Here is a 24,924-nt window from a genome sequence, read left to right on the forward strand (position 1 = left end):
GTCATTAGGGGGGGAAGGGAGCGTGTGACTCTTCCCTTCCATTTACAGGTTGAGTTTCACTTGTGTTAAACATTCTGTGGGAATGTGCGATAATGCCCCATACGCGGGCCTCAGCGACCAACGGTCTCAGATGAAAGACAGAGTTGTCGATCTAAATGCTGGGATTTATCCTACGAGTAAAACTAAATTGGATGTCCCCCAGCGGAGGTCCCCAAAATGGTTGCCTACCACGAGGCCTCCGCATGGGGGACAGTATCCTGATACTGCGTAACAGGGGATATAGTTAGCGAAAATAGTACCTACCCAAAACGGTAGTTGAAGTCATCGCTCAATTCTTTGAGAGAAATCGGGTCCGGGGCACACCGCTTGCCTACCACGATTCAACCCGAACCCGATGTGGGCTGACGAACTTAGTGTCAACCAAACCCAATTGGGGGGCCTACCCAACCAGAGTAAGAATCCCCCGTGTGGTTTTAACCAGCGAGAAGTGATAAGAGCAACGGAGCGGCGCGCATGAGACGCCTGACCGAGTGGTTAGGGGAAGCAGTTGCCGTGTCCTGAGTGATATTCCTGAGTAACCTGTCTGATTCTGGGAGGGTAGTATATAAACACCCGACCCCCTATATAAATGGTCGTCTATTACTATTAGTGAGAGCAAAGGGAGTCTGGTATAGGACCCGATCGACTCCCTGTTCTCGGATTTTCTTTTGACTCCGAGTTCGGAGAGCGGTCTTCCAGCCTCGTTTCCTCTTTTTCTGGTTGGGTAGTCGCGTTCTCGCAGAACTCGGATTTTTCTGGATAGATCGGGTCCGTGGTTGGGTTACGGTTCGGGCGATCTCGTTCTCCTTTTTCGGATTCCACATACAATGGCCTCAAAGGAAGTAACTGGTAAGACAGAACAAGAACTGCGGGAACTGCGCCGAGAGTTTGAGCAGTCTACCCGAGGCCAGCTTTACGACTTCGAGGAGAGCTTCTGTCTTTCCAAGATTCCTCGCCAGCCGAAGGAGTACGATGGACCGACTCGATACTGCTATTCACGAAATTTAGTACACGGTAAGAATCGCTGTAAGTTCCACGGTGGCATGGCTACCGGGAACACCGACAATCTGGACCCTTTAGCAAATATGAAGCACGGAATGAACGCAAAGCGTGAGAATCTGGTCAAGGATTTCTCGGACGCCGATCGACAACTCTACGAGTGGATCGTGGAGGAGTGGCCGGTGGCTTACGACGTGAATCTTGACGACGACCCGCTTGCGGCTTACGAGTTTCACGCGCTCGCTGTCGAGATCGTCCGTGCGGAGCGGGCAGAGGGCTTCCTGATTCGGGAGGGCGAAGACAATCAGAAGAAGGTCTTTGGCCCGGATGGGTCTGTCCACTTCGAAGACGTTCCGCACTATCTCGCGGATATGCTTCAGAGACAGCGGAAGCTGATCATGCGGATGGAGGATAATCTGGGGATTTCCCGGAAGAAGCGGCTCAAGAACGAGCAGGCACAGGACGCGACGGACGTGATGAAGTCGTTTGCCGAGGTCGGGGCTTCTCTCATTGCCGACGCCGACACGGAATACGATCCCGGCGCGTGGGATCCGGACGATCTGGATGCGGCTTGAGTCGTTCTCGGCAGGATATTGGTTGGCTCCAGAGATGGAGGTTACCACATACGGCGGGAAGCGTGCTATCATTCAGGATGACGTGTACGACGAACTGGTGGGGGAGACCGGCAACGCGAGTCCGGTCGCTTTCGTCGGCGGTCGTCGCTACCCGCTGTACCCGGATGGGTGGATTACGCACAACGTAGTCGCCCTTCCGGAAGACCGATCTTCTGCTCACGGACAGGACGCGTTACTCATTTCGAAAGGGAACGGCCGAGAGGTGTTTTCCCTGTGAGTAGCGCGGCTATTTTTCTCGTCGACGCGTTCCCGCAGGCTTCGTTCTGCCGAGGCAGAGCCGAGGCCCCAGCCGGGGACTCGGGAGAGTGCGGGGACCGCTGATGGCGACGACTTCCTCAGCGGGTCCACGGGACGGCCTGAAGAAACCGGCCGACATTGAGGTATTCCGGGTCACTCCGGAAGATGAGAGCTATATGGCCGATCACGAGCGTCCTGTGGTGGTCGTGATGTGGCACGGAAACGGCTACGAGCGCGACGACTGCTGGATTCAGATTGACCAGGAAGCCGCGTGCGATCTCGATTCTTGGCAGTAATAGAGAAAATCCGAGACTAATACATGAATCAGGACGTTCTTAGAGACTTTGCCGACCAACTCGGCGTCGAGGAAGACGTTATCGAGGATCGTTGGCAGGGGCGTCCTGATCGGCTGGCGGAGGACATTTTCCAGATTCAGGACATGGATTCCGGCCTGATCCGAGATTTGGAGCTGTTCGACACCCAGAGGAAGGCCATTCACGCCTATTTCTACGGGGACGCCGACACGATTAACAACTACAAGGGCCGGCGTATCGGCTATTCGTTCGTTTACGTGGTCGCCTTCCTGCTGGAAGGGATGTTGGTGCCGAACTCGGTCTATCCTATCGTTTCTCGGAAGTTCGAGCAGGCCACCAACCGAATCAACGACATTCAGAAGCTGATCGACAACGCGAAAGTCGAGATTCCGACCGATAAGGACAATCGGGACGAAATTATCCTCTGGAACGGCTCCAAGTACAAGGCGTATTCCGGCGATCCCGACGCCTCTCGGGGAGACGACTCCGCAAGAGCCGTTCTCCTTGATGAAATGGCCTTCATTGAGAACCAAGAGAAAGTCTCGCGGGCGTTTGGTGCGTTCCTCGCGCTCGGGAAGGGCCGTAAGATGGTCCAAGTTTCGACGCCGAACGTCGAGAACGACCTATTCATGTCTACCCACAGACGCGGGTCGCCGAATGGGTACGACGAAGACGGCAATCGGATTGGCGTTATCTCGATCGAACAGCCGTCGTTCTGGAACGCCGAGGAGATCGACGTTCACACCCCGCTGACGCAACAGGAGACGCGGCCGGTGCGGCCGGACATGAACATCGAGCGGATCGAGGAGGAGAGAGCGGCCGATCCCGAGGGTTTCGGACAAGAGTATCTCTGTCGTCCGATTGTGGACGAGTATCGGTTCTTTTCGGTCGAATCTATTGAGGGGGCGATGGAGCGCGGCGAGAAGGCGTCGTTCCTCACCGGCCTCAACGTCCCGAATAGGGCGGATCTTCGTGTTCTCGGGGTGGACATTGGCATCAGCCACGACGACACGGTGATTCAGGTGTTCGATCACATTGACGATCGACGTCTTCACCGCTACTCGGAGGTAGTGACCGACGATCTGCTTGGAGACCACGGCTTCCAGAATCCGGATCGGGCGAACGCGGAGCAGGTGGTGGCTCGGATAGCCTACGTGTTCCGGCAGATGGACGCGGATCTGGTCGTTCTAGACCGGACGGGTCCGGGGGAGACGTTCGATCGACAGTTGACGGCCAAGCTCGGCCGGGCGGTGGTCGGCTTCAACTTCTCTGACAAGCGGAAGGTCGAGGAGATGATGGGGGACATGAACAGCGCCCTGCGGAACGGGCGTGTCTCTCTGATTCCGGATGACCGCTTGAAAGACGAATTATCGTCTATCATCAAGGAGAAGAAGGAGGATTGGTCCGTTCCCAAGTTTTCTGGGAAGGACAACTCCGAGACGGGGAAGGACGACACGGCTATGGCGGCTGTGTTAGGGGCCTTCCCGCCTGGTTATGCGGTCGCGCCGGGACGGAACGCTGATCAGCGTTCGACAGCGGCTCCAGAACCCGCTGAAAGCGGTGGAGGGTCGGAGCCACCGCGACCGGACCCAAAACAGGCCGCCGCGAAGCCGGCGTCCGGGGCGTGCGGTGCGGCTCGGGTACGACAACGAGGCGGTGGGTACAGACGCGGTTCTAACTACAGCTCGCGCCACTCTCGGCGCTAAATCTATTCTACATGGGCGACATTCAGGACGAAATACTACAAAAGGCCAGTAATGGCACTCTGCCGGGACAAGAGTATCCTGGACAGTTCGCGCTCGATTCGCCCAAAGCGGTTGTCAGGCGGGCTTCGGGGCAGGGAGGGAAGCCCCGTGAATCCGAGGCCCCGGAAGCGAAGATAGCGGAGTACCGCCTTATCGCCGATACCGATCCCCACGTTGGGGAGGCCATTGATACGCTGGTCGATTACCTCGTTGGTTCGGGCTACAACATAGCACCCGCGAACATCGTGGGGACCGACGAGGAACAGACACCGGAAGACGTTGCTCCGATGAAGCAGTTGGTGGAGTCGTCGGACTTTGAAGAGGTCTTGTTTCAATGGGTATGGCACGCTCTGGTTGACGGAACGGGGTTCTTGGAGATTGTCGTCGAGGACGACGTGTTCAAGCCAAAGGTTCTGCCGACCGAGCTGATGGAGATTCAGGCCGACAAGTTCGGGAACCCGGTTGAGTATATCCTTGAACCTCCGACCGGCAACGAGATCAAGTTCAAGCCATACGATCTCGCGGTACTCTCGTTCCACAAGCACCCTGGCGAGGACTTCGGAAGGAGTCTGATCGAGCGGTGTGAGGAGCAGGCGGATATGCTCCGGGACATGGAAATCGACATGGCCCGGTTTATTGCGACCAAGGCCTATCCGCCCGTGATTTGGAAGCTCGGGTCGGACGAACGCCCGTGGACGCAGGATCAGATTGACGGCTGGCTCGATACGGTTTCGGAGATCGAGCCGGAGTCCATGCTGGCGGTCGGCCACGACGTTGACCACGATATTGTGGGCGTTACCAGCACGTCGTCTACCAGCGGCGCTATGCGGCTGGAACCTGTCTTCCACCACCTACTTCGTCGTATCTTCACGGCTCTCGGCCTTCCTGCCTTCCTGGGCAACATTACCGGAGACGAGACGAAGAACGAGGCCGTCGCGGTCATGCCGAAGTTCGATCGGCGGATTCAGCGATACCGGCGTATCATCAAGTCAGCCATTCGCCACCAGATCTTCGTTAGTATCCTTGCGGGAGATTCGGACCCTGCGGAGGCTAACGTTTTACCGCCCGACTTTGAGTTCGGCCAGCACTCCAGCGAGGAGGAGCGGCTGGACACAGACATGGCGATCAAACTGGTGAACAATGGTCTACTCACTTTCGAGGCCGCCGCCGAGCGAATAGGAATTGACCCAGAAACGGAGCTTCCCCAGGAGGGGGATTTGGACGAGCATATCATCAAGATCCAGCAACTCGCCGGGAAGGGGGATAACATTCAGAACCCCGATGGTGGCTACCCGACCGATACCGGCGGTGGAGCCGAGTCGGCAGGTGGTGAGGTGAAGACCCGACAGAATCCGGAGCGAGATACTTCTGGAGGCAACAGCCGCAATCAGCAAGCCCAGACGGAAGCATAAGAGATGTCAAACGACAAGAGAGATCCGTTTGACTTCAAGGCATTACAGCGGGAGGAAGAATCGGCTATCCTTCACCGGCTGGATGAGCGAACCGAGCGTATAGACAGTCGAATCGAACGAATGGACGGGCGGGTTCAAGAGCAGGACGTTCGGCTCTCTGAACACGACGACAGGATACAACGAAATACGACTATCATCAATGCGATCACTTTCGGCTTTGGTTCGTTTGTCGCCGCTGTCATGGCGAAGTTAGGCGGGTTTATACGGATATTCTAACATGGATAGCGACGTTAAACAGCAAGAAGGCGACGAGGCGAGCGTGGGGTGGAACATTACGTTCTCGCTCCCGGAGACGGTCGTTGATTCGCTTGACGAGGGATTCAACAAGCACGGGGTTCGGGAACACGACGACGGTTCTATTGATGTTATTTTTGCGGCGATGGAGCCGGGCGTCCGACGCGGCGTGGAAGTGACCGATTCGTTCCTCCAGAACGTTTCTCGTCACAACTACGGAAGACGTCTTCCGCTTCAGTTCGACCATTCGCGCTCCCAGAGAGCGAACGTCGGCTGGATTGACCCGGAGAACGTCAGGTTCTCAGACGGGTTCTTGCGGGTGATGGCTCACATTCCGAATACTGGTTCTCAGATTCGGACGGACACGATTAACGACTTTACCCACGACCCGCCCGCGATCAGCGACGGATCGGTTGGGTTCGACCCCCGGACGATCGAGGTCGAGCGACCTAGCGAGCGCGGGGAAGACCCGGTGTTCGTTGACGCCCGGCTTCAGGAGTTTAGTTTGACTCCGTTCCCGGCCGGGTACGACAACGGTGGGCTGACGCCTGCCTTTTCCGAGGTAGTCGGCCAATCTATGACCCCCGTTTGGGGCGAGAGTCGACTGTTGGCCCGGAAAATCTGACAATTATCTACTACTGATTTACTATGTACGAGTTCAGTCTTGACACGCCCGTTGAGGATCTGGACGAAGCGGATCTTCGTTCGACCCTCGACGAGTTCATGGAGAAGCACGAGGAGAACGTTGAGGAGTTTTCGGCCGTGGAGGCCGACCGAGACGAGTTCAGCGAGAAGGTGGAAAGCCTTGAGGCGGAGGTTTCGGAGTACGCCGAGACTGCCGGGGCGCTCCAGGAGAAGTTCGCGGAGGTCGTCGCCGAGGAGAGTCCCCTGTTCGACGCCGATGAAGTGGCCGAGCGGTTCTCCCTTGAGGAACTGATTTCGAAGGCCGACGCCCTCGGGGCCTTCTCGCTGGCTACGGAAGTCGGCGAGGCCGCTGACGACGATGCCGAGGAGAGCGAGGGTTCGACCTTCGCCGACAAGCCGGAGCGCGCTACTGTCCCCGAGGACACCAAGACGAAGTTCCGCGAGCAGGCCGAGAGCGACCTTCGGGCCGTTCTGGGCGATTACTAAATTTTCTATCTGATTTTCAATGGCCCACATTCGCATTGCGACTGGTGCTGAACAGCCTATCAACCGTGACGCCGCCGTGTCCCAGCTTGCCGGCGAGGAAGGCGATCTCGTTGGCATGAATCCAGACGGGGATTGGGTGGCCGCCGACGCCGACTCTGGGGTTGCCCAGAAGGCGTCTGGTGTCCTTGCGGCTCCCGTCACCGACCCCGCCGACTTCCCGAACGAGGAACTTCGTATTATCGTTGAGAGCGAGCGCGAGCTTGTCGGCGATACGCGTATTGCCGTCGTGAAGTACGGTGTCATTCTGGAGAACGCCGACGAGGATTGGGGCTTCACTCCCGGCGAGCCTGTCTATCTCGGCCCCGGTGGTGGCTTCACCCAGACCAAGCCCTCGGCGGTTGGCGATCTCGTTCAGGTCGTCGGCGAGGCGACGGATGACGGCGAGGCGGTGTTCCTCGACGTTGAGACCGGCTACGACGTTGTGGCCTGAACGACTGCTAACAGTTTCTATTTGAGGTTTTTCTAAAATGGCTAACCCTTCGCGGAAGCGCGAACTGACGACGAAAGACGACGTGCCGCTGTCCGACCTGCTCGGCTACGGTATGGAATTGATTGAGACTTACCGGGAGGCACCCCGGACCTTCCTTTCTACCTTCACTCAGGAGGTCTCCAGCCGCGTCTTCATGGCCCGCACGGGCGACATGACGTGGAACGAACTGGCGGAGATGGAACACGCCCGCACGGGTACTCTGGACCGGAGCCAAATGGCGTTCTCGGTCAAGTCCTACGGACGTTCGCTTGGCTACTCGCGTGAGTTTATCGAGGACAACCCCTCGGAAATGCTCCGCGAGGAGATGGCCGCGATGATTCGCGGTGCCGACGACAAGGAGTTCGAGGTTCTGTTCGACGTTCTCAAGAACGGTGTCGCTGACGGCACCGAACTCTGGTACATTCCACAGGACTACGCGGGACAGTCGTTCTCGAACACCCATAACCACACCTACGCCGACACCGAGGCGCTGTTCGGTGACGCGAACGGCCACGCGGTCTCGGATCACATCCGCGCGGCGAACAAGGATCTTCGGGAACACGGCTACCGCCCGGTGGTCGCGCTCGTTTCCCATGACGTTGCGGCCGAGGCGGTCGCGGCCCGAACCGATGGGCAGAACTACCACATCCCCGAGGCCGAGGGGCTTCGTGAGGGCGCTCTGCCGGAGCAGACGCTTATCGAGGACGGCGTTCGACTCGTTCAGACGGCGTGGCTCAACGGTGACGAAGCACAGGACGTGTACGTTATCTCCCAGAACGGCATGAACGGCGCTCCGATTAAGACGAACTACCCGCGCCCCGTCGAGCTTACCGACAACACGGGCGCTCCGATCGGGGGCGCTGGTGGCTCCTACGGCGACCCGGCGGCCCTTCTCGGTGCCTACGGCTCCATGCGGATGGGCGCGAAAATGGCTGACCCGCTCGCGGCCGTCAAGTTCACCGCTGACAACATCGCGTAAGCGGTGTTGCTGAAACCGTCCCATGACACACGAATATTCTAAGGAAGACCTGATTCGGATGGGGCGGTCAGAACTTCGGGCCGCTCACGGTCTTAACAACGACTCTGAGATTTCTGACGAGTTTCTGGTCGAGCAGATCGAGGCGTTCGCTGATGAAGTGTACGCCGAAGTGGGCTACGAACCGGATCTTGGACCGGGAACCCCCGGCTATGACGCGGTTCGGTTCTATGGCCTCATTCGGGCGGCGTACTTTTTGAGTCCCGAGACCGGACCTACGTCGATCAGCCACGCTCGGCGGTTCGACTACGAAGACGATCAAACACTCATTCATTGGCGTAACCGCTTGGTGCGGGCGCTTTCTACCCTCTAATGGCAGTTGACGATAATACCCTGAAAGCAGAGGTCCGGGCCTTGACCGATTACGGAGTGACGATTATCTCGGACGATGACCTCCAGGAAGTCGTTGACCTATCGAAGCGCGAACTTCTCGCCGACATAGGAACCCAGGAAGTGGACTTGTACGACGACCTGAACGCGGAACGGGCATTGTTCTGGTTGTCGTGTATCTTTCTCAAGGTCAAGTCCGGCGAGATCTACGCCCCTTCGTTCTCGATCTCCGAGTTGAGCGTTCGGCAGTCGAACTTCACGGAGCGGCACGGTATCTGGATGGACAACTTCCGGAAGCACTACCGAGCTATGGACGGCGGCGCTCCGGTCGGTCACACGAAGTCGAACCGGCCCGATCGAGCCTACGGATTCGACAACTCCGCTACGTCTAACGGTCTATGATTCTCCCGGCCCAGAAGACTGCGGCTTCGGTCGCTATCAGCCGATACGGGGAAGACGCGCTCATTCTACGCCCAGTTGACGACGACAGCGCGGTGGATGGATACGGCAAGACGGCGGAAGATTCGTGGGAAGAGGAAGCCGTGGAGCCGGTCGTTCGGGTCTACCAGCGGGGAGCGGCCCCAAGCCAAGGTCGGGTTACCGGGGGACGGTATTTGACTGAAAGTCCGGTTCTGATCTTTATCGCGGATTCGCTGGTTTCGGAGGGTTTCCGGGTCTCTTACGGAACTTCTGTTTACGAGATAGATTCGCTGACTCGGTATCCGACCCACATCGAGGCAGAGACAACTTCTGTTGGATAATCTCACATGGTTACATTTCGCGTTGACGTAGACGGCAAGAAGGTCGGCCGTCAAATCAAGCGTCGTATTGAGGACGGCGTTGACTCGGCGGCTGACGACATCAACGACGAAATGCGGCAGGTGGCGAAAGGGAAGATTCGTTCAGAGAACGCGATATTTACTCGGGAGCTGATCTCTGAGTTCACCGACGCCAAGGTGACGTTCGGAGACAGCACCGTTGCGTCTCTCCGAAACTTGGCTCAACACGCTCCGTATCAGGAGGAAGGGGTAAGCGGAACCCAAGTTCAGCGAGATACCCCCTACAAGTACAAAGACAAGAAGCCGCCGCTGGATTCGCTGATTCCGTGGGTGATCGAGAACCTACAAGGGTCGTACTGGCCCGACGATCTCGGTGACCCTCCGGCTGGATTCTTCGATCCTGATGGCCCAGCACCTTCCGGCAGTTCTCGTTCTTCCGGGTCTGGTGGCGTTAACACGTCTTCAGATAGCAACTCCGGCGTTCCGATAGACGAAGACCGGCTGTACGTTGAAGAAGACGGCTTCCGGTCTCATGGTCGGAACGAGGAGTTCTACGGGGACGAACTGTACCCGAATCAGCGAATTGTCGTCTTCAACGAGAACGAGAAGGAGTACCTTCGGGCGACTATCAAGACGTTCGGTAGTTCGGACCAGTCGTTCAAATTTGAATTAGACGACGTTGACGGCTCCTTATTCAAACTCTCTAATAACGGGGCTGGACCGTGGCGACTCATAGCGACGGAGGTGTGGGAGGAACTTGACGAAGAAACCCAGCGGGAACGGCTGGCTGGGTACTTTGACGACTTCATTTCCACCAGCTATCAGTCGTGGCTCCAGCCGAGCTACAAACAGAACTACGGCATGACGGAGCCGGATCCGTCTGCTATTGAAAGTGCCCGAGACCTGTGGACTGGTCCGATTTTCGATCGGTACAAGGACAAGTCCGTTGTACGAGAGCAGGTGCGGAACTTTGAGGCGATCGTCTCGCCGTCGAATCAGAGTCTACAGAGCAACCCTACTCGGGGTGGTGCGATTCTCGATCTCGACGGAACGACTCGCTTTGTCGGTCTCTTTCTGTCCGACGACCAGTTTGCGAACCTCTCTCATTGGAGCTTAAGCGACCGGCGAATGGTGTTGGGACATGAAGCCAAACACAGTCTTAGTTCGGTTCTGGGATACGCAAGAACCGGAGATTCGACGTACAAGGCGCTGTTAACGAGTTCCGAGTGGAACCCGTCTGGTCTTCAAACGAACGCCGATCCAGAGCTTCCGTCCCACGCCGAGGAACTGCTGTTCAGAGATAACGATAACAGCGGGAAGGTGCTGGGCGGATTGGGGTGGCTGAAAGACGCATACTCCGCCGCGGAGGGTGGCGAAGACGGAATTGCGTCCTACCAGCCAGATATCGAAACAGGACGGGACCAGCCGTATAGACGGCTTCACGAAGCGGCGAATCGCGTCTGGTGGCTTCAAGCAGTTGCTGGGCGCGATCTCTATCGAGAGAAAGGCGACCTCACGGAGATAAACGACGCCAGCATATTCGTTCGGAGTACGTATAGTGCCCAAAATGCCGCTGAAACTCTCGCTACGCTTGAGGAAGTCATGTGGGGAGAGTGGGACGAATGGGAAGACCGACTAGAGTATCTGGTTGCGTTGTACCCGTGGTTCGTTGAGACGTGGCTGGACGGCCATACCCCCCCAGAAAAGGTCAAAGACTTCTTGATAGAACTCGGAGTTGAGGTATAATGGTGTGGACTCTCCGGCTCTATGACGAGAACGGGGTTGAGATTGGGTACGTGGAAAAACCCGATCGAGAGACGTACAACTACGCGATTACCCACCCCGAACCGGACTGGGAGAACCTGGAGAGGCGGCTGAAAAACTATTGGACGCTCCAAGTCGAGGAAGACTACGGAATGGATAGTCCAGAGTGGACGGCCGATCACGGCCCCATGACGTTACCGAGGCCGCCCGAAGAACATCTCCGACTGATACAGGAGCGCCTGTCTCACCCGGCGGTTGCGGATACTGAATTGACGGACGAGTAGCCCCCTTCTTGCCGATGACGGTTGATTTAGACAGCCTTGACCCAGCGGTGCGTGAGCTTGCCTTCTGGTTACAGGACAAAATCTACAGAGAGGGTATTGAGGGGATCCACTTCATGCGGGACGCCCGGCTGTGGGCGGAGGACAACGCCGCCGACGTAACGGCTCGGGAAATTACGAAGGAGGTTAACAAGCTGTGAAAGAACAGGAAATCATTTTTAAAGCTGTTTCTGACCTACAGGCGGCACTCCCTTCTGCGTATCCGGTTCGGACTCGTGGTGGAGACGCTGGGGCCGGCCCTCCGTTGTGTCTTCTTGGCTGGGATTCGACCCGACTCGGCGAGAATGGCGCGAACCCACTCGCCGGAATTGTCCGGGATGAGGGTGGAACTGCGACCGGACGCGAGCTTCATCGGTATCATCTGATGGAACTGGATGTGACGATCCGCACGTATGATGAGAGTGACCGCGACGTGTTGCTTTCTGACGTAGCTGACGCCTTCCTGCCGTATGAGTACGACGCGTCTGTTTTCCACGACGACACAACTGAGTGGGAGATCGGTGACCCCTCGCCGCGATCGAATCCCGTGGTTGAACCCGACTGGTACGAAGGAGGGCTGACGATTCGGTTCAGATACGTAAGCCGGGTCGAGCAGGACGCCAGCGCCCTCACGTCTACGGAATACACCGTGGACGGAAGCGGAGTATAGCGAACAACTCTACTAACAACTTTTAGAATTTTTTATGGTTACTATTGGAAGCACTACCCTTCCGGGAGTCCAGAGCAACGTTGAATCTGCGTCCAGCGCGGGCGTTAACGTCAATGCGGCGGCTCAGGTCGGACTCGTCGGACAGGCAGACTTAGCGAACGGAACGGCGGAAGCAAACACGGTCTATTCGGTCACGACTCCGGTGAAGGCCCGAACGTGGTTCGGTGAGGGATCGCCACTTGCGGAGAACTGTGTTGACGCTCTCACCGAAGGCGCATACCCGGTCTACGCGGTCGCACCGGAGCGGGTTTCGGTGGACGGAGAGGATCTATCCGGCCTTGGTTCCACAAGCGGTGTTCTGGAGAACACCCCCGGCCCGGAAGAAGCGTCGGCGTACTCGTTCTCGGTTGATTCGACCGAGAAGACTGCGGTTGTCACGATGGACGACCCCAGCACGAAGTCTCCAGGAACGGACGAGGTGTACGTTAACCCCGTGACTGGAGAGTTTGAGCTTGACGCCGCTCCCAGCACGTCGGGGTCGGCTGATTACGCGTACTTCGATTACCCGAGCGCGACCGAGACCCTGTACTCGGAGGAGGCTGACCGGCTCGATCTCGTTGGTGTCCTGAACGAGAACGGCGATGTTGTTTCGGACGCCCACGACGAGGCCAAGGAACACGAAAGCCGGTATGAGTTTACGGTCGTGGTTGCTGGGGCGGCTCCCCGGCTCACGACGACCGGGTACACCAACCCGTTCGACTCGTCCCGCGTCCAGTTGCTCTACCCGAGCCGGAACGCCGACGACGAGAGCATCATTGGGTCGTACATCGGCCTTCGGGCGGTTCTGGGCATCAACAACAGCCCGATGTGGAAGCGGCTTCAGACCCAGCGCGACCTTTCGGAGACCCTTTCGAAGTCTGAACAGCTTGAGCTGATCGGCGAGAAGGTCGTCCCCGTTGCTGATGAGAGTCGTGGGGCGCGTATCGTGGAAGACCTGACCTGTGTTAGCGACGAGAACTCCGAGGAAGACGCCATGCGACAGGTGCTTCACCGGCTTATCGTTGACTACGTTACCGAGGTAGTCTACCGCACTTCGGAGCGGTTCATCGGCGAACTTCACACGCAGGCGGCCCGCAACGCCCTGTCGACGATTATCGGTGGGGAGATGGACCGGCTTCTGACTCAGAACTCGATTCTGGACTACAGCGTGACCGTCGAGAAGGTTGACGCCATGACCGCTTCGGTGGACGTGGGGATTGACACGGTGGACCCGCTCCGTAACATTCTCGCCACGATTGCGGCCGGAGAAGTTCAGCGAACGTTGGCCTAAGAGCCGCCTTCCTGCTGTTATCGGACGATTGCGAGACTAATCTTTATCATTTCCATCTATGGCTAACCGAAAAGAAAGCGCGGCTGATATTACTGTTACTGTTGGAGAGGAGGAGGTCGTTGTCGAGAGCCTGTCCGTCACGAAGAACGTCGACGTGGACACGATCTACGGTTCGGGACAGACTCTCCCTGATGGGTACGCGATCAACCAGGTCTCCTATGAGGGGGACATGACCTGTATGGGTCAGAAACTGGACCTTGAGGACAAGTTCTTTGACGAGAACGGTATCCCGAGGGTTCTGGACGCGATCACGATCACCCACCACGACGGCAGTTCGTCTTCGCTTCTGGAGATTATCCTGATCAGCGAGGGCTACGAAATGTCTGCCGGCGAGACTGTCGAGACTTCATTCGAATTTATCGCGATGAAGAAGGCCCGTAACGGGACCGCCGATACGGACCCGACCGACGCCTGAAGCATAGGCTACTGAATACGAATTTCTACACTTTTTGAGACTATGAGCGCATCCAAAGGCAAACTGTACGACATGTGTGTTCGCGGCCGTGACTACCGCGAAGACTACGATCTCGAAATGATGGGCGAGGAAGTGATTGCTTCGCTGGCCCCGCTGGCAGACGAACACTTCCTGCCGATCTCGGCGTTCCTTAAGGAACACATCGGCATTGACGAGGAGGAGGCCGTCGAGGCTGTTGAGGAGGCAAAGGAGCAAGCCGAGGAAGATGGCGAAGACTCGATCGACATTTCGAAGATGGACGAGGAGTTCGTTATTACACTCCAGAGAGCGGCAATTCTGGGTATCAAGGGGTCTTACGATGAAGACGGAGATCTTGTTGAGTACGACGAAGACGACGCCCGGAAGATGGTCAAGATGATGGTCGGCGGCTACTCCGTCGAGCTTGGCGGAAAGGTTCTCGAAATCTCGGGTGATGTTCGGGACGCCACGAAATTTCGTGGAAGCCGGGGAAGCGTCTAAGGTAGTCGCTCTACTTGACGCTGGGGTTCCGTTGGTGGAATCCCAGAAGGACTTGACGCCGTTTCAGCGAATGGTTCTGTTGAAGGAACTTGAGCGGCAGGAACAGGCGAGCCAATCCGGTCAAACCCAGCGGCCCGGACAAGTGAACCAGTTACGTCAGCCCCGTGGCGGGGGCGGCGAGACGGTGACTTACGTTAACGACGGCGGCTCGTAACGCCGCACTTTTCGCAGATATGGCAAATTCAGAACCAGTTAGAGTCGCCGTTGAGATTATCGACAAGTTCTCGGATGATCTGAAAGAACTGGAGGCCTGGTTAGAGAAGATCGACGGGAAGACCCTGAACGTTGACCTCGACATTGATGACGGGCGACTGGAGGAAATAGAAGCCCGCTTGGAGAAGTTAGAGGAAGACATCAACGCGACCCTGAAATTCAAAACTCGGGGTTATGGGAAGGCGAAGGCCCAGAAAGAGGACTTGGAGGGGGACATGTTTTCAACCCTCCACCTCGGGGTAGACAAGGATCAACTCCGTGGACTCGGGAATCTGAACGGTGGAGAGGGATTCAATCCGCCCGGAAAGGGGAGCGGCTTGGCCGGCCTTACCGGATTGGAAGGTCTTGATCTTGCGGATGATGTTTTCGACCACACCCTTGAGAACCTACGTGGATTTGAGGGGTCGTCTGGAGACTACGCGGATTCAGTTCGTCGCTTTTCGCCGGAAGAGCAAGAAGCCGTCAATGACTGGTTGATTAATCCGGCCGTTGCGAAAGCCCACAACCGAGGTATCCCGGCGAAAGACCGCGACGGATGGATTGGACCGTCGAATTGGGATTTCGGTATTGGGGAAAAGTGGGGGCCGGAACCCCGCTACCTTGGTGACAAGAAGCGGCTCGACCCAGCGACAGACTTCCTTCGTGGCGTGAAGGAGATGACTGATTCGCTGGACGAGCTTGAGGGCGTCGGGCCGAATATCGATCCCGACGATTACTCCTTCCCGTTGAAAACGGGCCTCGGTGACCCGGACAGCAATCGGAACGCCGCCGAGATAGACTTCCTTCGCTCGATCAATCGGGCGACGGGGAACATTGACGTGGGAGAGGCGATCTTCAACGGGGGCCGCTTTGGCGATCTCGACTTCCAGGCGAGCGGCTTTGATCCGGGCCTGTTCTTCCCGGACGGGTCCCGCGGAAACTACTCGTGGTCAATTCCTCAGCGGGTCGGCCGACGAACCGGGCGGGCGTATGGTCGCGCTCGGGCCGGTGTTAATGGGTTGTTCACGCGGGCGCGGGGAGCCATGCCTTCCGGAGCGGAGTTGGACACGTCCAATTTCTTCGCAAATCGCCAGTTCAAGGGGATTGGTGACACGCTGAAGAAGATTCTCCCGACCAACATGGCGAAGTGGTACAAGCTGGTCGCGCTGATGCTACCGCTTCTCATTGCCCTCGCTGGAGCCGCTATGGGCGTGGTTGCGGCCTTCGGGGCACTCGCTGTGGCGGGAGTCGCAATGGGCGGAATAGGTCTTCTGGGCTGGGGAGACAGCCTTGAAGAGTCTCTCCGGAACGTCCAGAGAGAGATTGGAAATCTAAAGAAGGAGCTGTTCAGCGTTCTCCGACCAGCGGCGAACGCCTTCCAGCCGTTCACGGCACAACTATTCGACGGTCTGCCGAGGATGGTGGACCGGCTGGTTGAGCCGCTACAAGGACTCACCGACACCGGCTACGATATTTGGTGGCTGGAATCCCTTGAGGGAACGTCTCAATGGCTCTCGGACCTGTTGTGGGCCGCAAGCGACTTGGCCCCGCAGATTCAGGCGATCGGCACGGCGTTCGGGGCGGCGTTCGGTGATTGGTTGATCGGGTTCCTGATTCGCATGACCAACGAGGTCTACGAGAATTGGGAGATGTGGACGAAGCTTACCCGCTCGTTCCTTTCGATCATCAATCTGATCTACGAACTGGCTAAGGTGGTCGCGTTCGTCGTGGCTCTGCTTGAGCCGTTCCTTACGTTCATCGGACGGTTAGCAGAATACCTCGGGAACGACCTGCTGGTTGCCCTTCTCGCCGCTATCGCCGCGATGTGGGCGCTCGACTTCGCCTTGGCCGCCGTGGCCGCGAAAGCCGGGTTTGCGACCTTTGCGGCAATGGCATCCAGTCTATACGCGGCGGCGACGGCTGGTGGTGTCCTGAACGGGGTGCTGGCTTGGACGGCCGGGATCCTGGACACGATCATTGCGAAGGCGACATTAGCGAACATCCTCACGGGAGGTGTTCTGCTGGCGGCCGGAGCCGTGGTTGGATACGGAGCGTATAGGTCACTCAAATCTGACTCGACCGCCTCGGACGCCCTTGGCGGCAGGAACGTGCCTGCCTCTCGGGGGAGTGGCATGGGGCCGGCTCCGGCTGGGGCTGGTGGCGGCACCCAGATCAATATCTACGGAAATGTTGGGCACAGCGAGTACCAGCGGCTCAAGGACGAGTTCCCGACGCTGTACGGAGAACAGGCCGAAATTGACGAGAAAACCACGAAATGACACAGGATTCATTTGAACTATCTGGACCCGTTGATTTTGCTCCGTTCTACGTTCCGCGCCGGTTTTCGTGGGGGAAGGAACGAAACCTCGATCGAGAAGATAACTTCTGTGGAAACGAAGACATTACCGACCTCGGAAGCAAGAATCGGGAAATTCACGTCTCGGGGCTGGTTCGTGATCCCGAGCTTCCTGCCTTTAACGGCCTACTGGACACCGACGAGCCGATGGATTTGGTTTCCCCTGGCTGGTCCGGTGAGGTTCGCGTCATGGACGGAGAGTTTGAGGGACCAAATGGGATCGACCCGGTTTCCCGACAGAATCTCTTTCAGTTTACGCTGAATCTTGTTTCGACCGGCCGCGACGAAGGACCGCTCCGTACCGACGAGACCGACGACGTTCCCGGTTCGGTCAACGTCGGGCTGGGATTCGTGCGATGACGTGTTCGCTTGCCAGTCAAGCCCGGCTTTACTTTCCCTATTCAGACCTTGCTATTGGACTCTATGAGGTGTCCACACGGTCTCAGCGAGGGAAGTATTCTCACGCGAAGATCCGCATTAAGCGGGAAGATGGAGACACCATCGAGAACGAGGTGGCAGTCGAGGAGCCGGTCTTGCTCAAGTTCGGCGACGTTGTTCAGAATCGCTACATCTACGAATCAGATAGTCTCCGGCTCGCTAACGACAAGGCGTGGCTGACTCTGTACGACGCCCGGAGAATCCTCAACAGCGGAGTTATCTCTAACAAGTTCGATGAAGTCTCATTAGAAGACGTTGTATCGTTTATCGTCGAGGAGAGGGAAGACCCGTTCAACGCGATCACGGGATATGCGTTCCCAGATGAATCGGCGAACGCCGAAACACAAAGTTGGAAAGAGCAGTACGTTGAGGCGGTGGCCGGAGAAGACGTCGACGCAAACGATGGCGGGCTTCTCGGATTCGTTGAAACAGCCGGAGCATTTCTGACTGGCCTGATAGCCGACGCGACGTTCATTCGTCGTGACAAAGGCGGATTTGACTTTGAGGACATATCGCCGAATGACGCTCTCAAACAAGTCGAGGCCGAGTACGGCGTTGAGGCGTGGGTTAACGAGGAAGGCGTCTTGTACGTCGGCCGTCCCGAAAGCTCACCCAACAACAGACACGTTGTTCCCCCAAACATTCGGGAGTCTCCCTACGTCATTTCCGATTACAATATCACGAAGGGCGTGACGCCGATTACGAACGTCCACCTCACGGGAACGCAGACGTGGCAGAAAACTGGTGACGGGATGTTTGACGGCAATAAGGCGCTCTACCCCATCGGTCGGGCGACGATCGAGGGCCAAGACGGGGGGACATACGCCCCGGACGAACCGTTACGACTCCGTTCTCCTGAAGCCCTTGAGAGAGCGGCCCGAAACAGGCTGATCGACTTGGCTATGTCCGAACGGAACGGGAATTTCGTTCTCAACGGATTCGCGTCTACGGAGCCGGAGAAGCTGGTCACCATGTCTGTTGGCGACACTCTCGTTGTAGCACCCAATATCGGTGAATACTGTACAAAGGACGTGGACGGCGGCGTGTTCGTCGTTGAGGAAGTCCAGCACCGGATAGATACCCGGAACGGCTGGAAGGTGACCGCCGAGGTCGGCGCGGTTCCAGACAATATCACCACCTCGTCGGTGTGGTATCTACCCGAAAAGGACGAAGAATACGCTGACCTACCCGCTTACCAAAATGACAACTAAATTAGGACGAGTTACATCGGTGTTCATTGACCCCGACGACAACGAGGTGAAGGTAAGCGTTCTTACTGGACCGAGACAAGAGGCGCGGGTCATTCCGTTCAAGACCCCAGCGAAGGGGCTGTGGGCGGTTCCAAACGAGGGGGACGTGGTTGAGGTGTACCACGTCAATCGAGAGCCGAACGCCCGGTATCCTCACAACAGCCCGGAGTTCTCTATTCCCGCAGACTTGGGAGAAGGGGACTTCTGTATCAAGCTGAATGAGGGAACCGAGCTACGCTTCTCGACTCAAGAAGACGGTACGGTGGATCTATCGGTAACTGCTGACGGAGACGTCTCAGTCACCGCACCGAGTGTTAAGATCGGAGACAGCAATGGGGACTTCAAGCCAGTTGCCCGACTGGGAGACTCCATTAGCGGCACCGGCTACGATGGGGCCTCTGTCTCCGGACAGATTGAGACAGGATCTTCATCCGTTAAATCGTCCTAAGAAGGAACGCGGTTCACATTGGAACGACGCCCTTCTCGCAGAACTCGTTAAAATCCGTTTACAGTCTTCCCTTTAGTTGATCCTGTAGTTCAAAACGCCACACCACACTATTAGTGTGATTCATATTAAGCGCACTGTATTAACAATATAATGTACTCATATTATTCATGGATTTAGGGCTAAACGAAAATTTTGATCTCTCATTAGACGACAGAAATGACCTTCCGCTCGTCCGGGGCCGAGAGGGGTTTGAACAGCGGCTTCGGCTTTCCGTCACATCATTTTTCAAGAACGTCGTTGGGGACACGAGCCGGGGAACCGCACGGAAACTGATCGAGCTACAGGCACAGCGTATTGCCCAGCAGTATACCGAGATAGATCGAGTCGTTCAGATTCAGACCGAATACGACGGGATGCGGGCGAACACGATTAACTTGACAATTATCTACGACACGGGAGACGACTTCACGTTCCCCATTTCTGACTAAAATGACGATGGAAGACGGGCGCTTCGTCCCGGACGCGGAAGACGAAGTGCTGGAAGTTCTGATGAACAACGCCCGCGACGTGTTCGGGCCAGATCTGAACGACGACGAGGAAGCGGTCATACGACTTATCTACATTCCGGTGTCTCGTCTGTTGGCGGAGAGCCAAAGCGAACTACGGACGGTTCTCGACTCGGCCCAACTGGAGTTTGCCCAGGGGAAGGCTCTCGAACTACTAACCGCCCTTATTGGCGTTCGTCGCCGGCCAGCGACACGGGCGATCGGGGAAGTGACGTTCAGTCGGGAGACCGCCGCGACGGTTAGCTATACGATCCCGAGAGGGACGCGGGTACAAACCGACGCTGTTGATCCGGTTCGGTTTGAGACTACCGAGGCAGTCACACTTCCTGCCGATCAGACGAGCGTTTCAGGTGTCCCTGTAAGGGCGTCCGAGCCTGGAGTCTCTGCGAACGTTGGGTCGAACACGCTGACTGTAATGACCAATCCGCCTACGGGGGTGGAGGCGGTCACGAATCCAGACCAGACCGATGGGGGAACAGACGCCGAGGAGGACGACGATCTTCGCGCTCGGGCCAAGGACGAGCTTTCTGACGGCATGAGGGGAACGGCTCGTGGGATTCGGAACCAGTTGGTCAAAATGCCGACTGTCAAATCGGTCTCGCTGTTCATTAACGACGGTGAACAGACCGACGCGGCAGGAATCCCGTCCCAGCACACGGAGTGCGTCGTGGAGGGCGGCGACGACCAAGACGTGGGCCAGACCATTTTCGACTCAAAAGGGGCCGGTGACGGGACACACGGCGGCGCTCACGGGACCAGCGTAACCGTCGAAGTCGACATAGGTAATGGTCAGACGCACCCGGTTTCGTTCTCTCGTCCGAACGTCGTCCAGATTTTCGTCGACATGGAGCTGTCCACGAACGACGAATACGGAGGCGACGACAGCGTTCGGGACGCGATCGTACAGTACATTGGCGGGACGATTACCTCCGGAGCAGACGATGACGGCGAGCTTCGGGTGGGTGACGACGTGATCTACACGAAAATCTTGTCGGCTGTTCTTTCGGTTAACGGGATAGACGACGTTCCTGCTCTTAGGGTCGGGAAGGCGGCTTCTCCGGATGGGGTCTCGAACGTCGCTGTTGCGGATACCGAGGTTGCGACTTCGGACGCGACGGACGGCTCGATTACGATTACTGCGGTGTGACCGATGAGTGTTTATTTAGACCACGAAACCACCGAGGAGTCGCTGGCGGCCCAACTCCCCGACTTCATGCCGAAAGACCCGGAGAGCGGGAATTACAAGTTTCTCTCAACGATCGCGGAACGGCTGGACGCGACCGACGCCGACATAGCCTCGGTCGATCGGGCCACGACCGTCCAGTATGCCGACACCGTTGATCAACTGGAGCGATTGGCCCGGCTGGTGGACTTGCGGCCGTATCGAGACGAGACGCGTGAGCATTACCGGGCGCGGGTTCTCGCGGAGTTTCAGTTAGTTACCTCACAGGGAACGGTCAAAGACCTCCTGAACGCAACGGCAACGATTCTGGACATTGAGATTGAAGACATTGGCTACACCGAGGAGTACACCGCTGGTGGGGGGAGCGCCCGGATCAATGTCCCGCTATCGAAACTCGATCAGATCGCGCTTTCAGATACCGAGTTCGGGCGAATTGTTTCCGGGCTAATTCCCGCAAGCTACCGGCTGGACGTACTGAAAGAGGGAACGTTCACGTACATCAGCCCGGAGACGTACAACGACGAAACGTTCGCACACGACCCCGAGAGGGGGTATGACGGGCTTGATGGAAGCGGCGATCCAAAAGACAACGGCGGCACTTACGCGGGAGTTCTATAACACATGGCAGATTATTCTACACTATTACAGACGTGGGGCGACACCGGAGAAGCATACCCCACCGGCTACTCTGTTCTTGAAGGCGAACAGCCAGTAGACGCGTGGGAGAACTTTGCGAAGTACAATATTATTGAAGACCTGAAGCACCTGATCTCGCTTACGAACGAGCGGATAGAGACGGACAAGGGGACCGCTGGGAGCGAGCCGTCGACACCGGATCCTTCTCACCTGTTTCACGACACGGACAGCGAGGCGCTGAAACTGTGGGATGGAACGGCTGGTTCGTGGCACCGCCTTCTCGCCGCTGACGGCGACACCCTTGAGGGGGCGCTGAACTTTGACGGAAAGGCCGCCCAGAACGTCGGGCCGCTCAACATGGCCGCGACCGCCGACCTCGACGGCAACGACCTCGTTGACGGAGCGGCAACGGTTTGGGACGCGACTGCTGGAGAGGTTCCGCTATCGGCTCTTGCGAACGACTCGGTGACTGTTGCGGCGGGAAGTGGGCTGTCTGGTGGAGGCTCTGTCTCTCTCGGCGGCTTGGTTACCCTTGATGTGTCCGATGGGTCTGGAAGCGGTCTGGACGCCGACACGGTAGACGGCTTCCACGCAGAAGACCTCGGTATGAATATCGAGGAAGATGGTTCGCTGGCTGTATCCAGTTCGACCGGGATTGACTTCACCGGACACCTGAACGTGATTGACGACGGTGACGGGACGGTAACGATTGACCCGACACACAATCACGACGGGAGATACTACACCCAAAGCGAGGTTCGAAATTGGGTCAATGGTAACGCCGACGTTCCGAACGCCGACTACGCCGACTCGGCCGGAAACGCGGACACCCTCGACGGAAACCACGCGAGTTCGTTTGCGTCGTCCGGGCACACCCACGACGGGAGGTACTACACCAAGTCTCAGACCCGTAGTTGGGTCAATAACAGCGCAGATGTTCCTAATGCTGATTACGCCGATAATGCGGGAAACGCTGATACGGTAGATGGGTTTGATGCTTCCCAACTAACGGGACCAGATGTGTCCTACATCAACGATCCAGACCTTTTCGGTTCCTACGTTACTAATGACCCTAATGGAAAGTTCCCAATCAAAACGGGATTCGACCCCATTTCTTCAGTCAGAAATATATCGGGTACCGTGAGGCTTGAAGCAGGTGGTAATAATGATAGATTACAAGCAGACCTCCAAGAAGTCCAGATACGTAATGCGGAGACGGGAAATTGGGAGACGATAGACACGATAAACGATACTGTGTTTTGCTATGATGATGAAATAAAAACGCGGTCGTTCTCTGGTCTTAGTGGGGGGGCGATTACGAACGAAATACGAGTCAAAGGAGGCATTGTGAACAACGATTACGAAGGAGAGGTAACACTATCCGCAGGTGGAGAAATAAAGGTGGTTCTCTGACCGCCCACTCCTTGCCGAGTTTTGCCAATGTCGATAGTGTAGACTTTGGCACAATTGACTTCGCTTGGAGCGCGAAATTTGAAATGTTATATTATGAGACATAAACCCATATGATTTCTACAATACCTCTTGGTGCGGTAGTCGCACCTATCATCTCGGCGATTGGCGTAACGCTTCTGTATCACAATTACCCCCCACGCTCCGCGGTACCGGGGGTTCGGTGAACATGAGTATTCTAAAATGGCTCGGAGCGGGTAGTGAAGACGAGACGCCCCGATATGGGATTCTATCATCGCGGGCTGAATGGCACGCTTTTGCTATCGGTCTCTCTGTCGGATTCACAACGGCCCTAACCGGCGGGAAGGACGCCGCGTGGCTGTTCATTATCCTTGCGGGGATTGCGTTTGGAACGGCCGAGGTGGAAGTCGGCCACCTCAAGCACGTTCAGAAGGAGCCGTACTACGCGCTGGTGGCGTCGATGGTCGGGTTCCTTCTGACGGCGTTCGTGATCATCCCTCGGCTTCCGGCGGGGGTGCTGTGATGGGTGGCTTTGCTTCTCGCTGTAGAGAGTGTGGTTCTGAAAATGTCCAGCCTATCGGCGGGTGTCCGACGTGCTGGGATTGCGGCTGGTCGGCTTGCGGGTAGCCCCGTAGCTCCACCGGGCGCGCTGTAAGGGGGCGGGCTGTCGATTTTCCGACCCCCCCGGTGCGCTTCCATTTCCGTCCGGGACTGTGTGTAGACAGTCTCGGGCGGCTCTTTTTTAGACTCTAACTTATCATATATCCTTCAGATATTCTCGACGACGTTCGGCTTTCTCGTCGTGCGAACCTTTGTCATAGTGTTTGTCGAGGATCTTCCCGCTCATGTTGACTCGTTCGCTGGTCACGTCTTTCGGCTGGCCGGCGTTTTGGGCGGCGGTCACGTAGCCCCGGCGGATGGCGTGGGGGCTGACCGAGCCGGGACACTTGTTCGCTTGATCGAACGGGATCGCTTCACAGGTGTCGGGGTCTCTGTTGTATGGGCACTTCCCGCCGTTGTGGTGACATGGCCGGGTTGACGTGTAGACGTACTTTTGGATCGTAGTCCGTGCGGCCCGCCCTTCGCGGGTGCTGATTAGGGGCCTTCGTCCGAATTTGTCGGTCGTTTCGTCTCTCCGGTCGTTAATGTAGTCGGAGATTATCTCGGCGGAGTCGGGTGAGAGGATCACGTCCCGTTCGCTCTTCTCTTTCCGCTTGAGGGGGGTCTTGGTTTCGGGCCGGTGTCGGATTTCCAGAGCCGGGCGAGCTTGGTCGAAGTCTCGCACGTCTAAGGCCCGAAGGCCACTTAGCCGCATCCCGCCTTTCCAGAGGATCAGCATGACGGCGTGACGCGTGCTGGCGTATTCGTATTTTGAGAGGTACTGGAGTATGGACTTCGCTTCTTGCCGCGTGAGGTATTCGTCGCAGATTTCGTCGTCTTCGGAGACTTTGGGGATTCGGATGAGGTCGCTGAGTCCGGTGGGAACGGCTTGGATTGTCGCGGCGTATTCGATGAAGTTCCGGACGGTGTTCATGTCGTTCTTCGCCGTGATGGGCTTCACGTCTTCCAGTCTCCACTCTTTGAAGCGGTCGATTAGCTCGGAGTCGAGGTCGTTCATGTCCTCGATTCCGCGCTCGTCGCACCATTCGAGGAAGCGGCGGAGGGTGGTGCTGTAGTTGTAGTGGGTCTTGTCTGTGATGTGGCCTTCTACGTCTCGGAGGTAGCGGTTCACGGCGTCTTTCGGCGGCGTGGGTTTGAGTTTCATCGGTGGGTCTCCTGCCGGGGTCTGCTGGAGGCACGCCCGTC

30 protein-coding genes are annotated in these 24,924 nt (G+C 57.1%); 28 read left to right on the forward strand and 2 right to left on the reverse strand.

What is annotated here, in order from left to right; translation table 11 throughout:
• Positions 1-1,124: 1,124 nt before the first annotated feature.
• The 10 genes from DJ70_RS12795 to DJ70_RS12835 all read left to right on the forward strand — a co-directional run bounded on the left by DJ70_RS12795 (position 1,125) and on the right by DJ70_RS12835 (position 8,314).
• Entirely contained in the window at positions 1,125-1,613 is a 489-nt protein-coding gene (locus tag DJ70_RS12795; protein WP_245810845.1) for a hypothetical protein, read from the forward strand.
• 34 nt (positions 1,614-1,647) lie between these two features.
• Entirely contained in the window at positions 1,648-1,890 is a 243-nt protein-coding gene (locus DJ70_RS12800) for a hypothetical protein (protein ID WP_094533615.1), read from the forward strand.
• Positions 1,891-1,993: 103 nt separating this feature from the next.
• A complete protein-coding gene (locus DJ70_RS16965) occupies positions 1,994-2,206 on the forward strand; it encodes a hypothetical protein (RefSeq protein ID WP_143421019.1) in 213 nt (70 codons plus the stop codon).
• Positions 2,207-2,229: 23 nt separating this feature from the next.
• Positions 2,230-3,930 (forward strand): terminase large subunit domain-containing protein, encoded by a 1,701-nt coding sequence (locus DJ70_RS12805; RefSeq protein ID WP_094533616.1) that lies wholly within the window; start codon positions 2,230-2,232, stop codon positions 3,928-3,930.
• Between the two features lie 11 nt (positions 3,931-3,941).
• Positions 3,942-5,381 (forward strand): phage portal protein family protein, encoded by a 1,440-nt coding sequence (locus DJ70_RS12810; RefSeq protein ID WP_218827807.1) that lies wholly within the window; start codon positions 3,942-3,944, stop codon positions 5,379-5,381.
• A 3-nt stretch (positions 5,382-5,384) separates the two neighbouring features.
• Positions 5,385-5,657 (forward strand): hypothetical protein, encoded by a 273-nt coding sequence (locus tag DJ70_RS12815; RefSeq protein ID WP_094533618.1) that lies wholly within the window; start codon positions 5,385-5,387, stop codon positions 5,655-5,657.
• Between the two features lies 1 nt (position 5,658).
• Positions 5,659-6,300, forward strand: coding sequence for a hypothetical protein (locus DJ70_RS12820; RefSeq protein WP_094533620.1), 642 nt, complete (start codon positions 5,659-5,661; stop codon positions 6,298-6,300).
• Positions 6,301-6,323: 23 nt separating this feature from the next.
• Positions 6,324-6,806 carry a hypothetical protein gene (locus DJ70_RS12825; protein WP_094533622.1) on the forward strand — a complete coding sequence of 161 codons (483 nt, stop codon included), beginning with the start codon at positions 6,324-6,326 and terminating at the stop codon, positions 6,804-6,806.
• A 76-nt stretch (positions 6,807-6,882) separates the two neighbouring features.
• Positions 6,883-7,296 carry a hypothetical protein gene (locus tag DJ70_RS12830; protein ID WP_218827808.1) on the forward strand — a complete coding sequence of 138 codons (414 nt, stop codon included), beginning with the start codon at positions 6,883-6,885 and terminating at the stop codon, positions 7,294-7,296.
• A gap of 37 nt (positions 7,297-7,333) precedes the next feature.
• Positions 7,334-8,314 carry a phage major capsid protein gene (locus DJ70_RS12835; protein ID WP_094533626.1) on the forward strand — a complete coding sequence of 327 codons (981 nt, stop codon included), beginning with the start codon at positions 7,334-7,336 and terminating at the stop codon, positions 8,312-8,314.
• Between the two features lie 67 nt (positions 8,315-8,381).
• Here DJ70_RS12835 and DJ70_RS16970 read toward each other — a convergent pair whose 3' ends face one another.
• Positions 8,382-8,645, reverse strand: coding sequence for a hypothetical protein (locus DJ70_RS16970; RefSeq protein ID WP_143421020.1), 264 nt, complete (start codon positions 8,643-8,645; stop codon positions 8,382-8,384).
• Between the two features lie 38 nt (positions 8,646-8,683).
• On the opposite strand from DJ70_RS16970, the gene DJ70_RS12845 reads away from it, so the two are divergent.
• The 18 genes from DJ70_RS12845 (at position 8,684) to DJ70_RS12925 (ending at position 23,641) form a co-directional block, all read left to right on the forward strand.
• Entirely contained in the window at positions 8,684-9,103 is a 420-nt protein-coding gene (locus tag DJ70_RS12845; protein WP_094533630.1) for a hypothetical protein, read from the forward strand.
• The gene (locus DJ70_RS12850; protein WP_094533632.1) at positions 9,100-9,462 is read left to right on the forward strand and encodes a hypothetical protein; all 363 of its coding nucleotides are present in this window, start codon (positions 9,100-9,102) and stop codon (positions 9,460-9,462) included. Before DJ70_RS12845 ends, DJ70_RS12850 begins: the two co-directional genes overlap by 4 nt.
• Before the next feature lie 6 nt (positions 9,463-9,468).
• Complete coding sequence (locus tag DJ70_RS12855) at positions 9,469-11,226, forward strand: hypothetical protein (protein WP_094533634.1); 1,758 nt, start codon at positions 9,469-9,471, stop codon at positions 11,224-11,226.
• Positions 11,226-11,528 (forward strand): hypothetical protein, encoded by a 303-nt coding sequence (locus tag DJ70_RS12860; RefSeq protein WP_094533636.1) that lies wholly within the window; start codon positions 11,226-11,228, stop codon positions 11,526-11,528. Before DJ70_RS12855 ends, DJ70_RS12860 begins: the two co-directional genes overlap by 1 nt.
• A gap of 14 nt (positions 11,529-11,542) precedes the next feature.
• Complete coding sequence (locus DJ70_RS12865; protein ID WP_094533638.1) at positions 11,543-11,725, forward strand: hypothetical protein; 183 nt, start codon at positions 11,543-11,545, stop codon at positions 11,723-11,725.
• A complete protein-coding gene (locus tag DJ70_RS16975) occupies positions 11,722-12,234 on the forward strand; it encodes a hypothetical protein (protein ID WP_143421021.1) in 513 nt (170 codons plus the stop codon). Before DJ70_RS12865 ends, DJ70_RS16975 begins: the two co-directional genes overlap by 4 nt.
• Before the next feature lie 34 nt (positions 12,235-12,268).
• Entirely contained in the window at positions 12,269-13,564 is a 1,296-nt protein-coding gene (locus tag DJ70_RS12875) for a hypothetical protein (RefSeq protein ID WP_094533642.1), read from the forward strand.
• A 58-nt stretch (positions 13,565-13,622) separates the two neighbouring features.
• A complete protein-coding gene (locus tag DJ70_RS12880) occupies positions 13,623-14,039 on the forward strand; it encodes a hypothetical protein (protein ID WP_094533644.1) in 417 nt (138 codons plus the stop codon).
• Positions 14,040-14,081: 42 nt separating this feature from the next.
• Positions 14,082-14,558 (forward strand): hypothetical protein, encoded by a 477-nt coding sequence (locus DJ70_RS12885; protein WP_094533646.1) that lies wholly within the window; start codon positions 14,082-14,084, stop codon positions 14,556-14,558.
• Positions 14,559-14,791: 233 nt separating this feature from the next.
• Positions 14,792-17,089: a hypothetical protein gene (locus DJ70_RS12895; RefSeq protein WP_094533650.1), complete on the forward strand. Its 2,298-nt coding sequence runs from the start codon at positions 14,792-14,794 to the stop codon at positions 17,087-17,089.
• Positions 17,086-17,526 carry a hypothetical protein gene (locus DJ70_RS16980; protein ID WP_143421022.1) on the forward strand — a complete coding sequence of 147 codons (441 nt, stop codon included), beginning with the start codon at positions 17,086-17,088 and terminating at the stop codon, positions 17,524-17,526. Before DJ70_RS12895 ends, DJ70_RS16980 begins: the two co-directional genes overlap by 4 nt.
• Positions 17,527-17,678: 152 nt before the next feature.
• A complete protein-coding gene (locus DJ70_RS12905) occupies positions 17,679-18,815 on the forward strand; it encodes a hypothetical protein (RefSeq protein ID WP_143421023.1) in 1,137 nt (378 codons plus the stop codon).
• Between the two features lie 19 nt (positions 18,816-18,834).
• Positions 18,835-19,302, forward strand: a complete 468-nt coding sequence (locus DJ70_RS16985) for a hypothetical protein (protein WP_143421024.1) — start codon at positions 18,835-18,837, stop codon at positions 19,300-19,302.
• A 167-nt stretch (positions 19,303-19,469) separates the two neighbouring features.
• Entirely contained in the window at positions 19,470-19,790 is a 321-nt protein-coding gene (locus tag DJ70_RS12910; protein ID WP_094533655.1) for a hypothetical protein, read from the forward strand.
• A 7-nt stretch (positions 19,791-19,797) separates the two neighbouring features.
• A complete protein-coding gene (locus DJ70_RS12915; protein ID WP_218827810.1) occupies positions 19,798-21,015 on the forward strand; it encodes a baseplate J/gp47 family protein in 1,218 nt (405 codons plus the stop codon).
• Between the two features lie 3 nt (positions 21,016-21,018).
• Positions 21,019-21,669 carry a hypothetical protein gene (locus tag DJ70_RS12920; protein WP_094533659.1) on the forward strand — a complete coding sequence of 217 codons (651 nt, stop codon included), beginning with the start codon at positions 21,019-21,021 and terminating at the stop codon, positions 21,667-21,669.
• 3 nt (positions 21,670-21,672) lie between these two features.
• Entirely contained in the window at positions 21,673-23,100 is a 1,428-nt protein-coding gene (locus DJ70_RS16990) for a hypothetical protein (RefSeq protein WP_143421025.1), read from the forward strand.
• A 226-nt stretch (positions 23,101-23,326) separates the two neighbouring features.
• Positions 23,327-23,641 carry a hypothetical protein gene (locus DJ70_RS12925; RefSeq protein ID WP_143421026.1) on the forward strand — a complete coding sequence of 105 codons (315 nt, stop codon included), beginning with the start codon at positions 23,327-23,329 and terminating at the stop codon, positions 23,639-23,641.
• A gap of 234 nt (positions 23,642-23,875) precedes the next feature.
• Here DJ70_RS12925 and DJ70_RS12930 read toward each other — a convergent pair whose 3' ends face one another.
• The gene (locus DJ70_RS12930) at positions 23,876-24,883 is read right to left on the reverse strand and encodes a tyrosine-type recombinase/integrase (protein ID WP_094533663.1); all 1,008 of its coding nucleotides are present in this window, start codon (positions 24,881-24,883) and stop codon (positions 23,876-23,878) included.
• Between the last annotated feature and the right edge of the window lie 41 nt (positions 24,884-24,924).

The organism is Halorubrum halodurans (assembly GCF_002252985.1).
Lineage (GTDB): Archaea > Halobacteriota > Halobacteria > Halobacteriales > Haloferacaceae > Halorubrum > Halorubrum halodurans.

What these genes read in the sequence shown, in the direction of transcription:
- DJ70_RS12795 (WP_245810845.1), top strand. Translation starts at nt 1,125, where the DNA reads ATGAAGCACGGAATGAACGCAAAGCGTGAGAATCTGGTCAAGGATTTC.
- DJ70_RS12800 (WP_094533615.1), top strand. Translation starts at nt 1,648, where the DNA reads ATGGAGGTTACCACATACGGCGGGAAGCGTGCTATCATTCAGGATGAC.
- DJ70_RS16965 (WP_143421019.1), top strand. Translation starts at nt 1,994, where the DNA reads ATGGCGACGACTTCCTCAGCGGGTCCACGGGACGGCCTGAAGAAACCG.
- DJ70_RS12805 (WP_094533616.1), top strand. Translation starts at nt 2,230, where the DNA reads ATGAATCAGGACGTTCTTAGAGACTTTGCCGACCAACTCGGCGTCGAG.
- DJ70_RS12810 (WP_218827807.1), top strand. Translation starts at nt 3,942, where the DNA reads ATGGGCGACATTCAGGACGAAATACTACAAAAGGCCAGTAATGGCACT.
- DJ70_RS12815 (WP_094533618.1), top strand. Translation starts at nt 5,385, where the DNA reads ATGTCAAACGACAAGAGAGATCCGTTTGACTTCAAGGCATTACAGCGG.
- DJ70_RS12820 (WP_094533620.1), top strand. Translation starts at nt 5,659, where the DNA reads ATGGATAGCGACGTTAAACAGCAAGAAGGCGACGAGGCGAGCGTGGGG.
- DJ70_RS12825 (WP_094533622.1), top strand. Translation starts at nt 6,324, where the DNA reads ATGTACGAGTTCAGTCTTGACACGCCCGTTGAGGATCTGGACGAAGCG.
- DJ70_RS12835 (WP_094533626.1), top strand. Translation starts at nt 7,334, where the DNA reads ATGGCTAACCCTTCGCGGAAGCGCGAACTGACGACGAAAGACGACGTG.
- DJ70_RS16970 (WP_143421020.1), bottom strand. Translation starts at nt 8,645, where the DNA reads ATGAATGAGTGTTTGATCGTCTTCGTAGTCGAACCGCCGAGCGTGGCT.
- DJ70_RS12845 (WP_094533630.1), top strand. Translation starts at nt 8,684, where the DNA reads ATGGCAGTTGACGATAATACCCTGAAAGCAGAGGTCCGGGCCTTGACC.
- DJ70_RS12850 (WP_094533632.1), top strand. Translation starts at nt 9,100, where the DNA reads ATGATTCTCCCGGCCCAGAAGACTGCGGCTTCGGTCGCTATCAGCCGA.
- DJ70_RS12855 (WP_094533634.1), top strand. Translation starts at nt 9,469, where the DNA reads ATGGTTACATTTCGCGTTGACGTAGACGGCAAGAAGGTCGGCCGTCAA.
- DJ70_RS12860 (WP_094533636.1), top strand. Translation starts at nt 11,226, where the DNA reads ATGGTGTGGACTCTCCGGCTCTATGACGAGAACGGGGTTGAGATTGGG.
- DJ70_RS12865 (WP_094533638.1), top strand. Translation starts at nt 11,543, where the DNA reads ATGACGGTTGATTTAGACAGCCTTGACCCAGCGGTGCGTGAGCTTGCC.
- DJ70_RS12875 (WP_094533642.1), top strand. Translation starts at nt 12,269, where the DNA reads ATGGTTACTATTGGAAGCACTACCCTTCCGGGAGTCCAGAGCAACGTT.
- DJ70_RS12880 (WP_094533644.1), top strand. Translation starts at nt 13,623, where the DNA reads ATGGCTAACCGAAAAGAAAGCGCGGCTGATATTACTGTTACTGTTGGA.
- DJ70_RS12885 (WP_094533646.1), top strand. Translation starts at nt 14,082, where the DNA reads ATGAGCGCATCCAAAGGCAAACTGTACGACATGTGTGTTCGCGGCCGT.
- DJ70_RS12895 (WP_094533650.1), top strand. Translation starts at nt 14,792, where the DNA reads ATGGCAAATTCAGAACCAGTTAGAGTCGCCGTTGAGATTATCGACAAG.
- DJ70_RS16980 (WP_143421022.1), top strand. Translation starts at nt 17,086, where the DNA reads ATGACACAGGATTCATTTGAACTATCTGGACCCGTTGATTTTGCTCCG.
- DJ70_RS12910 (WP_094533655.1), top strand. Translation starts at nt 19,470, where the DNA reads ATGGATTTAGGGCTAAACGAAAATTTTGATCTCTCATTAGACGACAGA.
- DJ70_RS12915 (WP_218827810.1), top strand. Translation starts at nt 19,798, where the DNA reads ATGGAAGACGGGCGCTTCGTCCCGGACGCGGAAGACGAAGTGCTGGAA.
- DJ70_RS12920 (WP_094533659.1), top strand. Translation starts at nt 21,019, where the DNA reads ATGAGTGTTTATTTAGACCACGAAACCACCGAGGAGTCGCTGGCGGCC.
- DJ70_RS16990 (WP_143421025.1), top strand. Translation starts at nt 21,673, where the DNA reads ATGGCAGATTATTCTACACTATTACAGACGTGGGGCGACACCGGAGAA.
- DJ70_RS12925 (WP_143421026.1), top strand. Translation starts at nt 23,327, where the DNA reads ATGAGTATTCTAAAATGGCTCGGAGCGGGTAGTGAAGACGAGACGCCC.
- DJ70_RS12930 (WP_094533663.1), bottom strand. Translation starts at nt 24,883, where the DNA reads ATGAAACTCAAACCCACGCCGCCGAAAGACGCCGTGAACCGCTACCTC.